General features: G+C 37.9%; 13 protein-coding genes and 1 riboswitch. Of the genes, 12 read left to right on the top strand and 1 reads right to left on the bottom strand.

From position 1 onward, the window contains the following. The first annotated feature begins 132 nt into the window (after positions 1-132). From AXY_RS10050 to AXY_RS10000, 11 genes are all read left to right on the top strand, one after another. Positions 133-1,299, top strand: a complete 1,167-nt coding sequence (locus tag AXY_RS10050; protein ID WP_015010705.1) for a nucleotide sugar dehydrogenase — start codon at positions 133-135, stop codon at positions 1,297-1,299. Positions 1,300-1,876: 577 nt separating this feature from the next. Continuing rightward, on the top strand, positions 1,877-3,022 hold the full coding sequence (locus AXY_RS10045) for a sugar-transfer associated ATP-grasp domain-containing protein (protein WP_015010704.1): 1,146 nt from the start codon (positions 1,877-1,879) through the stop codon (positions 3,020-3,022). Continuing rightward, the gene (locus AXY_RS10040) at positions 3,019-4,110 is read left to right on the top strand and encodes an NAD/NADP-dependent octopine/nopaline dehydrogenase family protein (protein WP_015010703.1); all 1,092 of its coding nucleotides are present in this window, start codon (positions 3,019-3,021) and stop codon (positions 4,108-4,110) included. Before AXY_RS10045 ends, AXY_RS10040 begins: the two co-directional genes overlap by 4 nt. Positions 4,111-5,163: 1,053 nt before the next feature. After that, a riboswitch (SAM riboswitch) is annotated at positions 5,164-5,273 on the top strand. A 75-nt stretch (positions 5,274-5,348) separates the two neighbouring features. Next, on the top strand, positions 5,349-6,446 hold the full coding sequence (locus AXY_RS10035; RefSeq protein WP_015010702.1) for a methionine biosynthesis PLP-dependent protein: 1,098 nt from the start codon (positions 5,349-5,351) through the stop codon (positions 6,444-6,446). 18 nt (positions 6,447-6,464) lie between these two features. Further along, positions 6,465-7,562 carry a 5-methyltetrahydropteroyltriglutamate--homocysteine S-methyltransferase gene (locus AXY_RS10030; RefSeq protein WP_015010701.1) on the top strand — a complete coding sequence of 366 codons (1,098 nt, stop codon included), beginning with the start codon at positions 6,465-6,467 and terminating at the stop codon, positions 7,560-7,562. An 87-nt stretch (positions 7,563-7,649) separates the two neighbouring features. Then, positions 7,650-7,838 carry a 2-hydroxymuconate tautomerase gene (locus AXY_RS10025; protein WP_015010700.1) on the top strand — a complete coding sequence of 63 codons (189 nt, stop codon included), beginning with the start codon at positions 7,650-7,652 and terminating at the stop codon, positions 7,836-7,838. A 162-nt stretch (positions 7,839-8,000) separates the two neighbouring features. Then, positions 8,001-9,488 carry an amidase gene (locus AXY_RS10020; protein ID WP_015010699.1) on the top strand — a complete coding sequence of 496 codons (1,488 nt, stop codon included), beginning with the start codon at positions 8,001-8,003 and terminating at the stop codon, positions 9,486-9,488. A gap of 237 nt (positions 9,489-9,725) precedes the next feature. Next, the gene (locus tag AXY_RS10015; protein ID WP_015010698.1) at positions 9,726-10,403 is read left to right on the top strand and encodes a uracil-DNA glycosylase; all 678 of its coding nucleotides are present in this window, start codon (positions 9,726-9,728) and stop codon (positions 10,401-10,403) included. A gap of 64 nt (positions 10,404-10,467) precedes the next feature. Beyond that, positions 10,468-10,737: a phasin family protein gene (locus AXY_RS10010; RefSeq protein ID WP_015010697.1), complete on the top strand. Its 270-nt coding sequence runs from the start codon at positions 10,468-10,470 to the stop codon at positions 10,735-10,737. A 294-nt stretch (positions 10,738-11,031) separates the two neighbouring features. After that, a complete protein-coding gene (locus AXY_RS10005; protein WP_015010696.1) occupies positions 11,032-11,955 on the top strand; it encodes an AEC family transporter in 924 nt (307 codons plus the stop codon). 196 nt (positions 11,956-12,151) lie between these two features. Beyond that, positions 12,152-12,964, top strand: a complete 813-nt coding sequence (locus tag AXY_RS10000) for a PD-(D/E)XK nuclease family transposase (protein WP_015010695.1) — start codon at positions 12,152-12,154, stop codon at positions 12,962-12,964. A 161-nt stretch (positions 12,965-13,125) separates the two neighbouring features. Here the strand turns inward: AXY_RS10000 and AXY_RS09995 are convergent, their stop codons facing one another. After that, on the bottom strand, positions 13,126-13,881 hold the full coding sequence (locus tag AXY_RS09995) for a helix-turn-helix transcriptional regulator (protein WP_015010694.1): 756 nt from the start codon (positions 13,879-13,881) through the stop codon (positions 13,126-13,128). Positions 13,882-14,004: 123 nt separating this feature from the next. Here AXY_RS09995 and AXY_RS09990 point away from each other — a divergent pair, with 123 nt between their 5' ends. Then, positions 14,005-15,924 (top strand): right-handed parallel beta-helix repeat-containing protein, encoded by a 1,920-nt coding sequence (locus tag AXY_RS09990; RefSeq protein ID WP_015010693.1) that lies wholly within the window; start codon positions 14,005-14,007, stop codon positions 15,922-15,924. Positions 15,925-15,984: the final 60 nt, after the last annotated feature.

The following is a 15,984-nucleotide window of genomic DNA, read 5'->3' as shown; positions in this document are numbered from 1 at the left end:
TGGTCAATTTTGGTGATCTTATCGACAAGTGTTTGTATGTGTTTGGAGATTGATAGATTTTGATAATAGCGTGATCTGGGTAATTCTCTGATCATTATTAATAAACAATACATACATTAGGAAGGTGTACATATGAAAATTGCAGTAGCAGGAACAGGTTATGTTGGATTATCGAATGCGGTTTTACTGGCGCAAAATCATCAGGTTTATGCGTTGGATGTAATTGAGGAAAAGGTAGATCTAATTAATAAGCGCGTGTCGCCGATTGGTGATGCTGAGATTGAGCGTTTTTTTGCTGAGAAAAAGTTAGATTTAACAGCGACTTTAAGTCCTGAAGAAGCGATTAGTGGTGCTGAGTTTGTTGTGATTTCAACACCGACAAATTATGATGAAGAGAAGCACTATTTTGATACAAGTTCTGTTGAAGATGTGATCGAAAAAGTACTTAAGATTAATCCAAATACGACAATGATAATAAAATCAACGGTTCCAGTTGGATATACATTAAAGATCAGAGAAAAATATGGTGTTGATAACATTATTTTTTCTCCTGAGTTTTTACGTGAAGGTAAGGCGTTATATGATAATCTGTATCCGTCGCGAATTATTTTAGGTGAGGATTCAGCGCGAGCTCGTCAGTTTGCTGATTTACTTGTTGAAGGTGCTGAAAAAGACAATATTGATGTGCTTTTCACGGATTCAACTGAGGCTGAGGCAATTAAGTTGTTTGCCAATACCTATCTTGCTTTACGTGTTGCATTCTTTAATGAGCTAGATACATATGCAGAATTACGTGAATTAAATACGAAGCAAATTATCGAAGGAGTTGGCCTGGATCCCCGAATAGGTTCACATTATAATAATCCATCGTTTGGTTATGGAGGGTATTGCTTGCCTAAAGACACGAAACAATTACTAGCTAATTATGAGGATGTGCCAAATAATATAATTCGTGCAATTGTTGAATCTAACACGACTCGTAAAGATCATATCGCTGACAGTGTATTAGCAAAAAAACCTGAGGTTGTTGGTATATATCGATTAACAATGAAGACAGGATCGGATAACTTCAGAGCTTCAGCTATTCAGGGTGTGATGAAAAGAATTATAGCTAAAGGTGTCGAGGTAATTATCTATGAACCAGTATTAGAGAGTGATAGTTTTTACAATTCAAGAGTTGTTAAAGATCTAGAGGAGTTTAAACAGTTATCTGATGTGATCATTGCCAATCGGTTAACGGATGAAATTAGTGATGCTAAGGATAAAGTATACACAAGAGACTTATTTAGTAGAGATTAATGAAGTCTGGATTTTAATTTAAACAGTTGAATGTTCGAGTTTTGAACGTTCAGCTGTTTTTTTGTGCACATTATGCAAATTTGTGAAAACTGTGCTATAATAGAAAAGAACAACAAAATTTCTACACAAATATTATATTTTACATTTCTTTTTATGAATACCAAAGGAATCAGCGCTATCCTCAGCAATTTTTCTTGGTATTTTTTATAACGTGTCCATTAGTTTTAATGGACATTCATTACAAAATTATCGTTTGGTTTCTATCTGTAATACAACAGATGTTTCTGAATTATTTCCTTCACACTTATCAGTCAGAAAAATTCCTAATTAAAACTGGATGATTTTATCCGAACAAAGTCGTGTTTTGCACGGCTATTTACTTGGCCCTAAAACGTAGATAAATTGACGCTTTGTCGAAAAATTCATGGTTATGGATTTTTAAGTTTAGGGCGCAATTTTTTTGTGAGCGTTAAAATTTTCACATGATATCAAGACCTAAATGAGCTGACCAGTTTTGTGGTCGGTAAGTTTTGGTTGATGAATATATTGATTAAGTACAAAGGAAGGTGGGATATGATTGAAGGTAAAATTGAATCAAGCAGGGCGCTGGGAGCGGATTAATCGCTCGATTTACCAAAAAGTTGATTTACATATGGAGGCTAGAAAAGCTAGGAAAGCCTGCCGCAAACAGCTTGGTACGATTAATGGTGGTTTAAATGGTGACATGGCATTATTCCGTTCACAGGTTGCGCCATTTTGGCAAAAATATGGGATCAAGCCGAAGAAAATGTGGTATGACCTTTATGGTTATAAAGATGGTCATTATGATCCGCGCTACATACCGGAAGATTTATATTGGACAAAAATATATCCAGCAATGAATCGGATTAATTTTCGTCAGGCTTATACTGACAAGGCTTATTACCCACACTTATTCCCTGAATTAAGGCAACCACGAATGATTTTGAAAAATAGTAATGGTTGTTTTTTTGATGAATTAGGGAACATGATTGATCGTTCTCATGCGATTTCGATTCTGAAGGCGGAGAAGAGTTTTGTCGTAAAACCAGCTATTCACAGTGGTGAAGGTGTAGACATCTACTTTTATGACCGGGATCAGCATGGGATTATCGATTATCAGAGACTACTTGATGAGTATCGTTCTGATTTTGTTGTTCAAGAGGTAGTTAAGCAGCATCATGTATTGTCATCGATTCATGAGCATTCACTTAATACAATTCGAGTTATTTCCTTTTTATTTAATCAAGAAGTTCATATTTCTTCTGCGATTTTACGAATGGGTGTTGGGGGATCGCGGTTAGATAATGTGTCTTCAGGAGGGCTGGCATGTCCAATCCAACCTGATGGTAGACTTCAAGAAAAGGCGTTAAATCGTGCTTCAGAGTGGGTGACAGAGCATCCTGGTGGTGTAAGATTTGCTGATGTTGTCGTACCTAGCTATGATCGCGTGCTTGAACTGGTTAGACAAACACACCAGAAGCTGCCTCATTTTAGAGTAATAGGTTGGGATTTTGCTATTGATGAGGATGGTGTACCAGTTTTTATTGAGTATAATGGTGGGCCGTCATTGAATCAAGTCAGCTGTGGACCGTTATTTGGTGAGCTGACTGAAAGCATATTAGATACAATTTTCTTAAATCAAGATGAGTTTAATCATCAACAAATAAATCAAATTGATCATGAAGAAAGGTTGATAATATGAAAATCTCAGTTTTAGGTGCCGGTAATGGCGGTACAGCAGTAGCTGCTCAATTAAGTTTATATGGTCATGATGTGTCGTTAATTAAAACATCAAATGCGATGCATGATCAGAATTTTAATTATTTAATAGAAAATGGCGGGCGCGTAGATCTAGTTGAGAATGATAAGGTAGAAACCGCAAAAATTAATCGAGTGACAAGAGATATCTCAGAAATTAGTGACAGTGAAGTTGTCATTATTTATATTCAAACAAACTATCACGAAGATTTAATAAAGCGAATTAAACCACATTTGCGTGATGGCCAGATTCTCTTAATTAACCCTGGTTATTTATCAACGGCTTACGTGTTAAAGCATTGTGGTGATATTGATTTATTAATCTGTGAAGCTCAGAGTTCATTTATTGATTGTCGAATCTCTGAACCAGGAACTGTTAAGGTTGGTTTCCGTAATGTCCGTAACCCACTAGGAATCTATCCAGCGAGCCGAACTGAGGAAGCGAAGAAAACTTTAAATAAATTAGGTTTCCCATTTGCCTACGTGCCTTCAGTCATCGAGGCAGCGTTGCATAATCCTAACTTGATTGTCCATACAGTTGGCGCAATCATGAGTATTCCTAGAATTGAAAAGACAAATGGAGACTATTGCATGTACCATGAAGTTTTCACACCTAGCGTATGGAATATACTCGAAGCACTTGATGCTGAGAAAATGGATGTTATGGAAAAGCTGGGCTCCGAGAGACTTTCTTACGTTGAGGCATGTAAGTATCGTAATACGTTGGACGATAGCCGCGATGCAAAAGAAGTTTTCTTCTGGTATGCTGCAATGCCAACTCGCGCTAAAGGCCCTGTTGTCGTTGATTCACGATATATTTCCGAAGACGTACCACAAGGCTTAGTTTTATTAGAAACGATCGCAGCAAAAGTCGATGTCGCAACACCAATTTGTACATCATTGATTAACATGGCATCAGCCGCTTTAGGTCGCGATTTACGTGAAGAAGGCCGAACAATCGAGCGCCTCGGCGAAGATATTGTTGAAAAAATAATTGCCGATCGAGAAGCACATCAACTAGAGCGAGTTTAGGAGAATTTTCGCTCTGCATGTGCTGACACCCTGTCATATGATGGGGTGTTTTTTGTTGTTAGCCCGGAAACAGCTATAATTTTTGCCGGAAAAGGGCTAATTGTTAACGTTTAGTTGTGAAAATTGCTCAAAAGTTGAAGATAAGTGGTTAATCGTAAACCTTTTGTGTTAAAACTCGCTCAAAGGTTGAAGATAATGCGTAAATCGTAAACGTTTAGTCGTAAAATCCGATCAAAGATTAAAGATTAGTGGTTAATCGTAAACGTTTGGTGTTAAATCACGCTTAAATGTTAAAGATAAGTCCGAATCGTTAACGTTTTGCGGTAAAACTTGCTCAAAGATTAAAGATAGAGCGTTAATCATTAACGTTTGGTGTTAAAAACCGATCAAAGGTTGAAGATAATGCTCTAATCGTTAACGTTTGGTGTTAAAACTTGTTCAAAGGTTGAAGATAATGCGTTAATCATTAACGTTTAGTCGTAAAATCTGCTAAAAGATTAAAGATTAGTGGTTAATCGTAAACGTTTGGTGTTAAATCACTCTCAAATGTTAAAGATAAGTCCGAATCGTAAATGTTTTGCGGTAAAGCTTGCTCAAAGATTAAAGATAGAGCGTTAATCATTAACGTTTGGTGTTAAAACTCGCTCAAAGGTTGAAGATAAAGCGTAAATCGTTAACGTTTAGTCGTAAAATCTGTTCAAAGGTTGAAGATAAGTCGCAAATCATTAACGTTTGTGCAAAAAACTTAATCAATCGTTAAAGATTCCACACCCCCACTCCATTTGCCGCTAACACAAAAGATGTGATTAGAAAATATATTTTCGGTAATACTGTTTAACATGGTAGATCATCCTTTCTATTAGTTAATCCTGTAACTATCAAGAGGATGTTCTACCTGTTTTTTAATTATACTTCTTCTTACACAAAATATTGTGTATCATCAACTTTTTCAGAAAATTAAAAAAACATCTTGATATTTTAAAGAAATTAGCTTAAGCTATTACATAAGTCAATTGCATCATTTAGAAGCGAGCTAAAATTGTATACTTTTATTTCTTATCCAGAGAGACTGAGGGATTGGCCCAGTGACGTCTCAGCAACCACCTTGTGTAGAGCAAGGAACGGTGCTAATTCCAAATAGGCAACTGCCTAGAAGATAAGAAGAATGCCTTTTTTTAGTTAAAGACTTTCTTCTTATAGAGAGTCTTTTTTATTTTGATAAAAGGAGGTGAAAAGTGGTGTTAAATCAGGAAACAATTTTGACACAATTGGGTAATCGGATTGATGAGGTAACAGGGGCGGTGAGTGCGCCAATCCATTTATCGACTGCATACCATCACAGGACGTTAGGTGAATCGACTGGTTTTGATTATACGAGAACAAAAAATCCGACGCGCCAGATTTTAGAGGATGGCATTGCTTTGCTAGAGGGTGGGGTAGCTGGTTTTGCCACGAGTTCTGGAATGGCGGCAATTGAGCTTGTGCTTGCTTTATTCAAAGTGGGTGATCAAGTGATCGGATCTGATCAGCTATATGGCGGGACGTATCGACTGCTTGAACATTGGCAAAACCAAGGGAAACTAAATGTGAGTTATGTAGACTTTGAACATTTGAGTGAGGTAGAAGCGGAGATTACTAGCGAGACGAAAGCAATTTTTATTGAAACGCCGACGAACCCGTTATTAACTGAAATTGATCTTGAAGCTGTAGCTGAGCTTACGCGCAAGCATAATCTTCTATTGATTGTTGATAATACGTTTTACACACCATATTTACAACAGCCTTTAAAGCTTGGCGCAGATATTGTTGTGCATAGTGCGACGAAATATTTGGCAGGACATAACGATGTTTTAGCTGGATTGGTTGTTGCAAAATCGCCTAAACTAGCTGAGCAACTTGCAGATTTACACAATAATATTGGTGCAACATTGTCACCATTTGATGCGTGGCTAGTCATTAGGGGGATGAAAACTTTAGCATTACGTTTAAAACAACAGGAGAAAAATGCAAAAGCGCTCGTTCAATTTTTAGCGGAACATCCATGTGTTGCTGAGGTCTTTTATCCGGGGAAAGGTGGGATGATCTCCTTCCAATTGAAAAACGGGAAATGGGTTAAACAATTTTTACAAGAATTAAAGTTAATTAGTTTTGCTGAAAGTTTGGGTGGGGTGGAAAGCTTTATAACGTATCCGGCCACACAGACGCACGCGGATATACCTGAACAAAAAAGGATTGAGTTAGGAATTGATGATCGATTGCTTCGATTTTCAGTAGGGATTGAAGCAGTTGAGGATTTAAAGACAGATATAACGAGAAGTTTTTCTAAATTAAACTAAGAAAGTGAGCGATGGGAAATGACGATTCAAGCACCATTTTATGCAGATCATGTTGGGAGTTTATTAAGACCTGAACGATTAAAGCAGGCACGTAAAGATTATAAAACAGGAAAAATTAGCTTAGCAGATTTAAAGCAGGTCGAGCTAGAGGAAGTGACGCATGTTGTTGAAAAGCAGATTGAGATTGGTTTAGAGGTTGTGACAGACGGGGAGTTCCGTCGTGATTGGTGGCATCTTGATTTTCTAGAAAATTTAATTGGGATCGAGGGGTATGTGCCTGACAGAGGTTATTCCTTTAAGGGTGTTGAGACTGAGGCGTATCACGTTAGAAATATAGGGAAAATTTCATTTAATCCTGAGCATCCATTTATTAATGATTTTATTGAATTGAACAAAATTGTCGCTGGACGTGCGGTAGTTAAACAAACGATTCCAAGTCCTAACCAATTGTTTAGGGAGGAGATTTTTAACTCAGAGATTTACCCAGACTATGAAGCGTATGCTGTTGATATCATTCAGGCGTACCGTGATGCGATTAAGGCATTTTATGATGCGGGGGTTCGTTATTTACAATTAGATGATGTCAACTTTGCTGTATTGGCATCACCTGAGATTGATTTTGATAGTGGACCATATAAGCGAGAGTACTTAATTGAATTAGCTGTTCGAGTCGTGAACGAGATTTTAGCAGATAAGCCAGAGGACTTAAAAGTGACAACCCATATTTGTCGTGGCAACTATCAATCGACCTACGCTTTCACAGGTAGCTATGAATATATTGCACCGACGGTTTTTGCTAATGAAAAGGTTGATGGCTTTTTCTTAGAATATGATGATGAGCGTTCTGGCGGGTTTGAGCCGCTTAAGCATATTCCGCATGGAGGCGCTAAGGTGGTGCTTGGCTTGATTACATCGAAGCGGGGTGAACTTGAGGACGTTGATGAAGTGAAAGCGAGAATTAAGGAAGCGGCAAAATATGTGCCGTTAGAGCAACTATGCCTAAGCCCGCAATGTGGTTTTGCTTCGACACATCATGGTAACTTACTTACTGAACAGGACCAGTGGAATAAGCTTGAGCATGTCGTTAAGATTGCTAAAGAAGTTTGGGGTAAATAAGCTACAGTTAGGTGAATGGATGATTTTTCTTCGCAGGTAGTGTACACTAACGGTAAATTATTTTTTGAAAAAAGGAAGTGGACTATCATGCCATATGTCACGATAAAAATGTTAGCAGGTCGCACAGAAGAGCAAAAACGTGCCTGCGTTGAAAAAGTAACTGATGCAATAGTCGAAACAACCGGTGCATCACGAGATAAAGTCGTTGTCTTTTTAGAAGATATGAAAAAGTCTGAGTATGCAGTCGGTGGCGTGCTACTTAGTGACGAAGAATAGTTTGATCATAAAAAGCCAGATCTAGTATGATGCTGATAAAGCGGGATACGGGAGAAGGCTTTTTTTATAAAAAATTATTCACCCACAGTCATCAACTTTGAATTTTTCTATTATCTGTAATTCTGCTATACTGTAATAAATATAACTGAGGGGGCAATCATAATGGATTTAAAGACTTACCTATCACTAGATGCAGTTGGATTAGCTGAGTTGGTTCGCAAAAAAGAAGTCTCACCAAGAGATTTAGCAGATCTTGCATTTGAAAGAATGGAAGAAGTGAACCCTAAGCTTAATGCGGTGGCCCGGACGCGCAAGAAGCGTGCTTACATAGAGATTGATAATTTAACAGATAATGATCAGCCATTTTTCGGTGTGCCGATGTTTTTAAAAGATATTTCCCATGCAATAAAAGGAGAAGTGCTAAGTTCAGGTTCAAAGCTTTTGTCGAAAAATATTGCTCAATATGATTCGAACTTTACCGCTCGACTGAAGGATGCAGGCTTTATAATGCTCGGTCACACAACAACGCCAGAATTTGGCTTGAAAAATATTACAGAGGCAGAGCTTTACGGTCCAACACGTAATCCTTGGAATCTTAATCATTCACCAGGCGGGTCAAGTGGTGGGGCGGCAGCGCTTGTAGCAAGTGGTGTCGTTCCTGTTGCTGGAGCTAGCGATGGTGGTGGCTCAATTAGAATTCCGGCTGGCTTTTCTGGTTTATTTGGTTTAAAACCAACTCGTGGAAGAACGCCGGTAGGTCCGGGTGTTGGTCGCTCGTGGCAAGGAGCAGCAATTGATTTTGTCCTGAGCCGTACAGTTCGCGATAGTGCAGCACTCTTGGACGTGCTCCAAGTTGTTCAACCTGAAGCTGCTTACCAGACGCCACTTTATGATGGAAGTTTTTTTGATTTAACAAAAAATTCACCTATGAAAAAGTTAAGAATAGCGTTTACGACTGCCTCCCCTGTGCGTACGGCGGTTAGTGATGCAGCAAAGCAGTCAGTTTACCAAATGGCTAAGTGGTTGGAAGATCAGGGGCATGAAGTTGTTGAAAAAGAGGCTCCGGTTAACGGTGTTGATCTCATGAAGGCTTACTATATTATGAATAGTGGTGAAATGAATCATGTGATCATTCAACTCAGCCGTGGACTAGGTCATGATCTAGCACCTGAGGATATGGAGTTGATGACATGGGCATTAAGTGAAGCAGGAAAAAGCATTTCCGCTGCTGATTATAGTGAGAGCTTAAATGGTTGGGATCTCGCAGCTTATCAAATGGCTAAGTTTCACGAGGAGTTTGATCTGTATTTAACACCGACAAATGCAGATACAGCACCACAAATAGGCGAGCTTGAGCCGAGTGAAGATATGCAAGAGCGACTGCTAAAAATTAATTACTTATCAAAAACAGAGCAGCAGAAATTAATTTATGATATGTTCCTACCGAGCTTAACTTATACACCATTTACTCAGTTGGCAAACTTGACTGGTCAACCAGCAATGAGTGTACCAACGTTTATTACACGCGAAGGCTTACCAATGGGGGTTCAGTTTGTCGCTGGTAAAGGAAGAGAAGATCAACTCATTCAATTAGCAAGCCAAATCGAACAATCCGAGCTATGGAAAGGAAAAGTAGTTGAAGTTATTTAGAAAAAGTTGATTTGAGAATGTTTAGTGTGCGAAATTTTCGACTTGTGTGCGAACGCACTATGATTATGTGCGAAATTCCTAAATTGGGTGCGAACGCACTACGACATAGAGCGAAATTTTTAGATTGGGTGCGAAATCGGCGAATTGAGTGCGATCGCACCCAAAATGGAACTATTAGGATGAGAACTGGCCGATGCCAGTTCTTCTTTAATCAAAGTGAGAGGATGTACTCAAATTATGAAAGAACTTTTAACAAATGACTGGGAGCCAATATTAAAAGCAGAATTCAATAAGCCTTACTTCATTCAGATGGGTGAGTTTTTGGCAAAAGAATATGCAGAACAGGTCGTTTATCCAGAAAAAGTGGAGATCTTCAATGCGCTCAATATGACCTCATTCGAGGATGTAAAAGTGGTCATTCTAGGTCAGGATCCGTATCACGGTCCGAATCAGGCGCATGGCTTGAGTTTTTCAGTGCAGCCTGGTGTCAAAATTCCACCATCGCTAAGAAATATTTATCAAGAATTACATAGTGATCTCGGCCTGCCAATTCCTAACCATGGTCATTTGGTAAAATGGGCAGAGCAAGGTGTGCTAATGTTAAATACTGTATTAACGGTTCGTGCAGGTGAGGCGAATTCTCATCAAGGGATTGGCTGGGAGCAGTTTACTGAGCGGGTCATCGAAAGCTTGAATGAAAAATCAGATCCAGTCGTTTATTTCCTATGGGGCGCGTCAGCTCAGAAAAAAGAACGACTAATCGATACAAGCAAACACCTCGTAATTAAGTCACCGCACCCAAGTCCATTATCATCATATCGTGGCTTTTTTGGCAGTAAGCCTTTTTCACAGGCAAATCAGCATCTCGAGCAAGCAGGTCTAAAGCCAATTGATTGGCAAATTAGAAATGTTTAGTGTTTTTGTAGTTGTGGAATATAATTAAGATGAAGCGTTAAATTTATTAAGGGAGCTGATCATAATGAGAGATGCTTTTAAAAAAGGTATTGCACTTGGAATTGGTTTAGCTGCGGCTGGTTTGGAAAAAGCCGAGCAGGTGATTGATGAGCTAGTTAAAAAAGGTGAAATAACGCGCGACGAAGCGAAGGAAGTTCTGAAGACGTATCAGAAGAAGGGCGAAGAAAAGCAACGGACGATTTTAAAAGATTTAAATTTTGCAACGCAGGATGATATTGCCCGCCTAGAAGCGCGAATTGAAGCATTAGAGCAAAAAATTATGCTTGAGGAATAAGCTTTCTTGACTCGTTATTGCTGTGATCAATCTCCATAAACGTCTTATCATTTATGTTTATTTGGCTTATTTACTCAAATTTTAAATTGGGTAGTTTTTAATGATCGTGTATATATGAGTTGAATCAAGTGATCAAACTGATTCAACTCTTTTTTTGTAGAAGTGCATATACATTCAAGTTCAACGAAGTATACACAAGCTCGATATGACAAATATTCAAGACTTCGATATACTAAAAAAAGTGTTTTCTCTCTATTTAATGATAGATAAGAAAAAAAGGAAGTTGGGGACGAGATGGCGGAATTATCACTGATTTTACGAGAGATTATTGGACCGGTATTTGTTATGATGCTTATCGGTTATTTGATTCAAATAAAATATCAGCTCGATTTATCAACGTTAGCTAAAATAAATATCTATTTTCTGGCGCCTGGATTTATTTTTAATGCGATGTATCGAGCAGAGTTTTCTGGTATGTTTTTCATAAAAGTATTATCGTTTTTCGTTTTATTTGTGGCGATCATTTTTCTAATTTCAATGATCGTTGGAAAAGTTCTAAAACTTGATGATAATTTGAGAACATTATTTACGAACAGTACGATCTTCTTTAATTCAGGAAATTACGGTATTCCAGTTAATGCGCTTGTATTTCAAGGTGATCCATTGGCTACCTCAATTCAGGTTGTCGCACTAACTTTTCAAAATATGTTCCTATTTTCTTACGGGATTTTTTCCATCCGAGCATCAGAAAAAGGAAAGTTAAAAGGGTTACTCGGGTTTTTCCGGATGCCGGTTTTATATGGATTAGTTCTTGGGATTATTCTAAATTACGTTAATGTTCCATTACCGAATATGGTGCTAGTGCCTGCTGGATATGTTGCGAATGCAATGGTAGGAATGGCGCTATTTACAATTGGTGCACAGATGGCGACGATAAAATTAACAAAAGGACTTCGACTTGTTTATTTAAGTGTATTGATTCGTTTAATCGGTGGTCCAATTATTGCCTACTTCATGATCATTATTTTTGGCCTTGAAGGTATTACCGCACAGGCGCTGTTGATTGCATCAGCTATGCCAACATCGGTAAATAGCTCTGTCATAGCGCAGGAGTATAGTCGTGACCCAGCATTTGCGACTCAAACAGTGATGTTTTCAACAATTGCATCAGCGATCACCGTTACAGGCGTTGTCTATTTAGCAAGACTGTTATTTTAAGCGAACCTAATCTAAAAAAAGGTTCGTTTTTTTGTGATAAATAATTATACAATGCCAAAAATATAGCAGAATTTGCTAAATTCTATTAAAAAACGAGAGTTTAGCCTAAAAAATTCACTCATTACACATAAAGGGGATTTTTTACAAAGTAATCAAACTGTGGTATTTTAAAGTAAAACGAGAGGTGATAGTTTATATGCAAGATGAGCGACAGTATCTTTTTCTAAAACAAATTGAGCTGTTGTTCTTTAAAAGAACGAAGGCAAGTCAGTTATTGTTACGGAGTTTTTTAAATGCAATTTTAAGTCAATCATTAAAAGTGCCAATCAAGCAAATTGAAAATGCGCAAGGGGAAGGTTCCTATTACTCGCTAGCTCAACCGTCAAGTTGGCTACTGACTGCGGTGACCGAGACGGATAAGCCATTGGTGATTCGTGTGCAAATTCATGATCATGATTATTTTCAAAAGAAGACGAGTAAATTACAGATTAGTCATCGGCTGAATCAGATTGAAACGCATCGTCAAGCAGATCGCTATACGATTCATATTTTAAATTTTAATCTTTTACAGGAAAGTGACCATTACCATCATTGCTTTCAAACACCCTCAATTGAATACACACAACATATCCATTACATAGAATTACTGAAATTTACCTCACAAACACCAGAGACTGCTTTAGAAAAGTGGCTTTACTTTATTTGTCACTTAAAAACTAAGGAAAAACCCCAATTATTTGTTAAGCTGGTGAACAATGATCCCTATTTCAAACTGGCAAATCACCTCAGTAGACAACCAGCTACAACGGCAAATCGGCCTGCGATCGTCAAGGAAGATCCGTTGAATATTTTTGAATGGCAATATTTTGGCGAAAAGCAGGAAAAAGAACGGATCGCACTTAAAATGATCCGTTCAGGCTTACCCTATCAACAAATTATTGATTACACAGAATTGACGATCGAAGAACTCGATGAGCTTGCATTAACAATTCCAATGATTGATTTATGAAAAAACGCTACCCTTAATATTACGCAAAAGTCCCATGTTGTAGAAGCTCATCCGTTAATCCCGGATTTCTCTATATCTTGTCGTGTGTTCGCACAGAAATTCCCGAATTTCACACTCATTTTCCAAATATCTCACCACCACTAGTGCGAACGCACGCACAATTAATGATTGTCTCGATATTGTCTTGGTGACTTCCCAATGATATCTCTAAAATTTCGATGGAAGGTTCGTAGTTGATTGTAGCCACATTGACTCGCAATCTCTCCGACTGATAGACCGCTATTCTTTAGTAAATAGCAAGCTTGTGAGATACGATAGTTATTTAAGTAATCGGTAAATGTCATATTCGTCATTTGAACAAATAATTTTGATAAATAGGGATAGTCATAACGTAAATGTTTTGCGACGTCTTTTAATGTACAGTTATGATGGTAATTTTCATCAACAAATAGTAAGATCCGGTGTAATAGCCTTGTTTTGTTGGAGCTTTCAACTTTTTTAAATTCTGTTTGGTCGATTAATTCACCACAAATTTGATATAGAAAACTTTTTTGTTTATAGATAGAATCAAGTTTTTCTAACTGTGGTTGTTGCTCAAGCGTTAGGACAGGATTGTTTGGACTCCAGCCTTTATATTCAGTGAAGAAATCACCAATTAGTTCCGGTGAAAATAAAATTATCGTCACTTCCGAATCACCAAGTCGTTTGATTTCATGGATGTGATTACTAAAGATAAAAATTAGCTGATTCGTATTTAGTGTATATTCAATTTGGTTAACTGTAACGAGCAGTTTCCCCTTTTTCACAAATATCAGTTCATAAGCGCGGTGGAAGTGAAGTGGAAACTGATATTCAGTTAGTGGCATATAGTGGAAAAACTCCTTTTCCTCCACACCGTGTGATTGAAAAAAGACCATTGTCGACCCTCCTGACAAACACAAATAATGTCTTAAAGTATACTACAATAGGAATAGAACTGTCTATTTGATCTACTTATAATTAAGATAATTCAAGTTAAATATAGAAAGGTGGAATTTAAAGTGGATTATCATGTAGCGAAAAATGGATCTGATCAAGCAACAGGAACAATTGATGACCCATTTTTAACAATTAATAAAGCTGCTTCACTTGCTATTCCAGGGGATACAATCACAGTACATGAAGGTGTCTACCGTGAATGGGTGAAACCTAAATATAAGGGATTAAGCGATCAGCGTCGAATTACATATCAGGCGGCTGAAGGTGAAAGCGTTGTCATAAAAGGTTCGGAAGAGATTAAAGATTGGCAATTGGTTGAAGGTAACGTTTGGAAAGTCGTCATTCCGAATGAATTTTTCGGTGATTTTAATCCATACGTTGAAACTGTTTTTGGTGATTGGCTCCTTACGATTGAAGAACCAAGACATTTAGGTGATGTATACTTAAATGGGATGTCATTCTATGAAGTAAGTGCATATGAAAAATTACTAAACCCAGAAGTTAAAACTGAAACAAATGATCATTGGACACGTCAGGTCGTTCCAATTCATAATCCTGAACAGACAAAATATGTCTGGTATACAGAAGTTGATCAGGACAATACAACAATTTATGCGAACTTCCACGGAGCAGATCCTAATGAAGAGCTAGTTGAGATTAATGTTCGTCGTTCTTGTTTTTATCCAGAGGAGACAGGCATTGATTATATTACTGTTAGAGGCTTTGAAATGGCGCATGCAGCGACACCTTGGTCACCTCCAACAGCTGATCAGCCTGGATTAATTGGTGCTAATTGGAGTAAGGGTTGGATAATTGAAGACAACATTATTCACGATGCAAAATGTAGTGCGATTAGTATCGGTAAGGAAAAATCAACAGGTCACCATTACCGTACAATCCGTCGTGACAAGCCAGGATATCAATACCAATTAGAATCTGTTTTTGATGCAGAACGTAAAGGTTGGAGTAAAGAAACAATTGGTTCACATATTATTCGTAATAATACGATCTATGACTGTGGTCAAAATGGTATTGTTGGCCACTTAGGTTGCGTATTTAGTGAAATCTATGATAACCATATTTATAATATTGCTTTAAAGCGTGAGTTTTACGGACATGAAATTGCTGGGATTAAGCTTCACGCAGCAATTGACGTTCAAATTCATAATAACCGTATCCATGACTGTTCACTAGGACTGTGGTTAGACTGGCAAACTCAAGGCACACGTATTAACCAAAATATTTTCTATCAAAACAACCGTGACTTATTTGTTGAGGTAAGCCATGGCCCATACTTAGTCGATAATAATATTTTCGGTTCATCGTATGCACTGGATAACATCGCCCAAGGTGGAGCATATGTGAACAACCTGTTTGCTGGTAAGATGGTTCACCGTAAAGAACTCGATCGTTCTACACAATATCATTTACCACACAGTACTAAAGTGGCAGGATTTGCGCTTGTCTATGGTGGCGATGATCGTTTCTATAACAATATCTATATTGGAAAAGAAGGTCTTGAAGGAGTTGGAACAGCTCACTATAAGGGATATCCATCTTCTTTAGAAAAATATATCGAAGTAGTTCACGAAATCCATGCAGATCATGCTGCATTTAACCGTGTTGACCAACCAGTTTATATTAATCGTAATGCCTACCTAAATGGTGCTGATCCATACGAAAATGAACTGGAAAACTGGGTAGATCATAACTTTGATCCTAAATTTGAAATCATCGATAAAGGTGAAGAAGTGTATCTCTCATGTGAATTGCCAGAAGAATTTAACCAAATGACAGGTGAGATTCAATCGACAGCAACATTACCTCGTGTCAGAATAGTTGATGCTCAATTCGATCAACCAGATGGTAGTGACGTAGTTGTTGAAGAAGATTTACTTGGCGAGATTCGTACTGATAATAGTCCAATCGGTCCGCTTAACCGACTAACAGCAGGCAAAAACTATATTAAGATTTGGGGTTAACATTTACAAGCTAGAGCAGGGAAGACCAGGCTCTAGCTTTTTTAATTGTATGGCTGGGGA

Origin of the sequence: Amphibacillus xylanus NBRC 15112 (assembly GCF_000307165.1) — a bacterium.
In the GTDB taxonomy this organism is placed as follows: Bacteria; Bacillota; Bacilli; order Bacillales; family Amphibacillaceae; genus Amphibacillus; species Amphibacillus xylanus.
The sequence above is the reverse complement of the archived record's forward strand: the minus strand, read 5'-3'. Positions and strand labels throughout refer to the sequence as shown.

Bases quoted from the DNA above. Each gene is read 5' to 3' on its own strand.
- AXY_RS09995 (WP_015010694.1), bottom strand. From the start codon at position 13,881: ATGGTCTTTTTTCAATCACACGGTGTGGAGGAAAAGGAGTTTTTCCAC.
- AXY_RS10020 (WP_015010699.1), top strand. From the start codon at position 8,001: ATGGATTTAAAGACTTACCTATCACTAGATGCAGTTGGATTAGCTGAG.
- AXY_RS10025 (WP_015010700.1), top strand. From the start codon at position 7,650: ATGCCATATGTCACGATAAAAATGTTAGCAGGTCGCACAGAAGAGCAA.
- AXY_RS10040 (WP_015010703.1), top strand. From the start codon at position 3,019: ATGAAAATCTCAGTTTTAGGTGCCGGTAATGGCGGTACAGCAGTAGCT.
- AXY_RS10050 (WP_015010705.1), top strand. From the start codon at position 133: ATGAAAATTGCAGTAGCAGGAACAGGTTATGTTGGATTATCGAATGCG.
- AXY_RS10015 (WP_015010698.1), top strand. From the start codon at position 9,726: ATGAAAGAACTTTTAACAAATGACTGGGAGCCAATATTAAAAGCAGAA.
- AXY_RS10005 (WP_015010696.1), top strand. From the start codon at position 11,032: ATGGCGGAATTATCACTGATTTTACGAGAGATTATTGGACCGGTATTT.
- AXY_RS10000 (WP_015010695.1), top strand. From the start codon at position 12,152: ATGCAAGATGAGCGACAGTATCTTTTTCTAAAACAAATTGAGCTGTTG.
- AXY_RS10030 (WP_015010701.1), top strand. From the start codon at position 6,465: ATGACGATTCAAGCACCATTTTATGCAGATCATGTTGGGAGTTTATTA.
- AXY_RS10010 (WP_015010697.1), top strand. From the start codon at position 10,468: ATGAGAGATGCTTTTAAAAAAGGTATTGCACTTGGAATTGGTTTAGCT.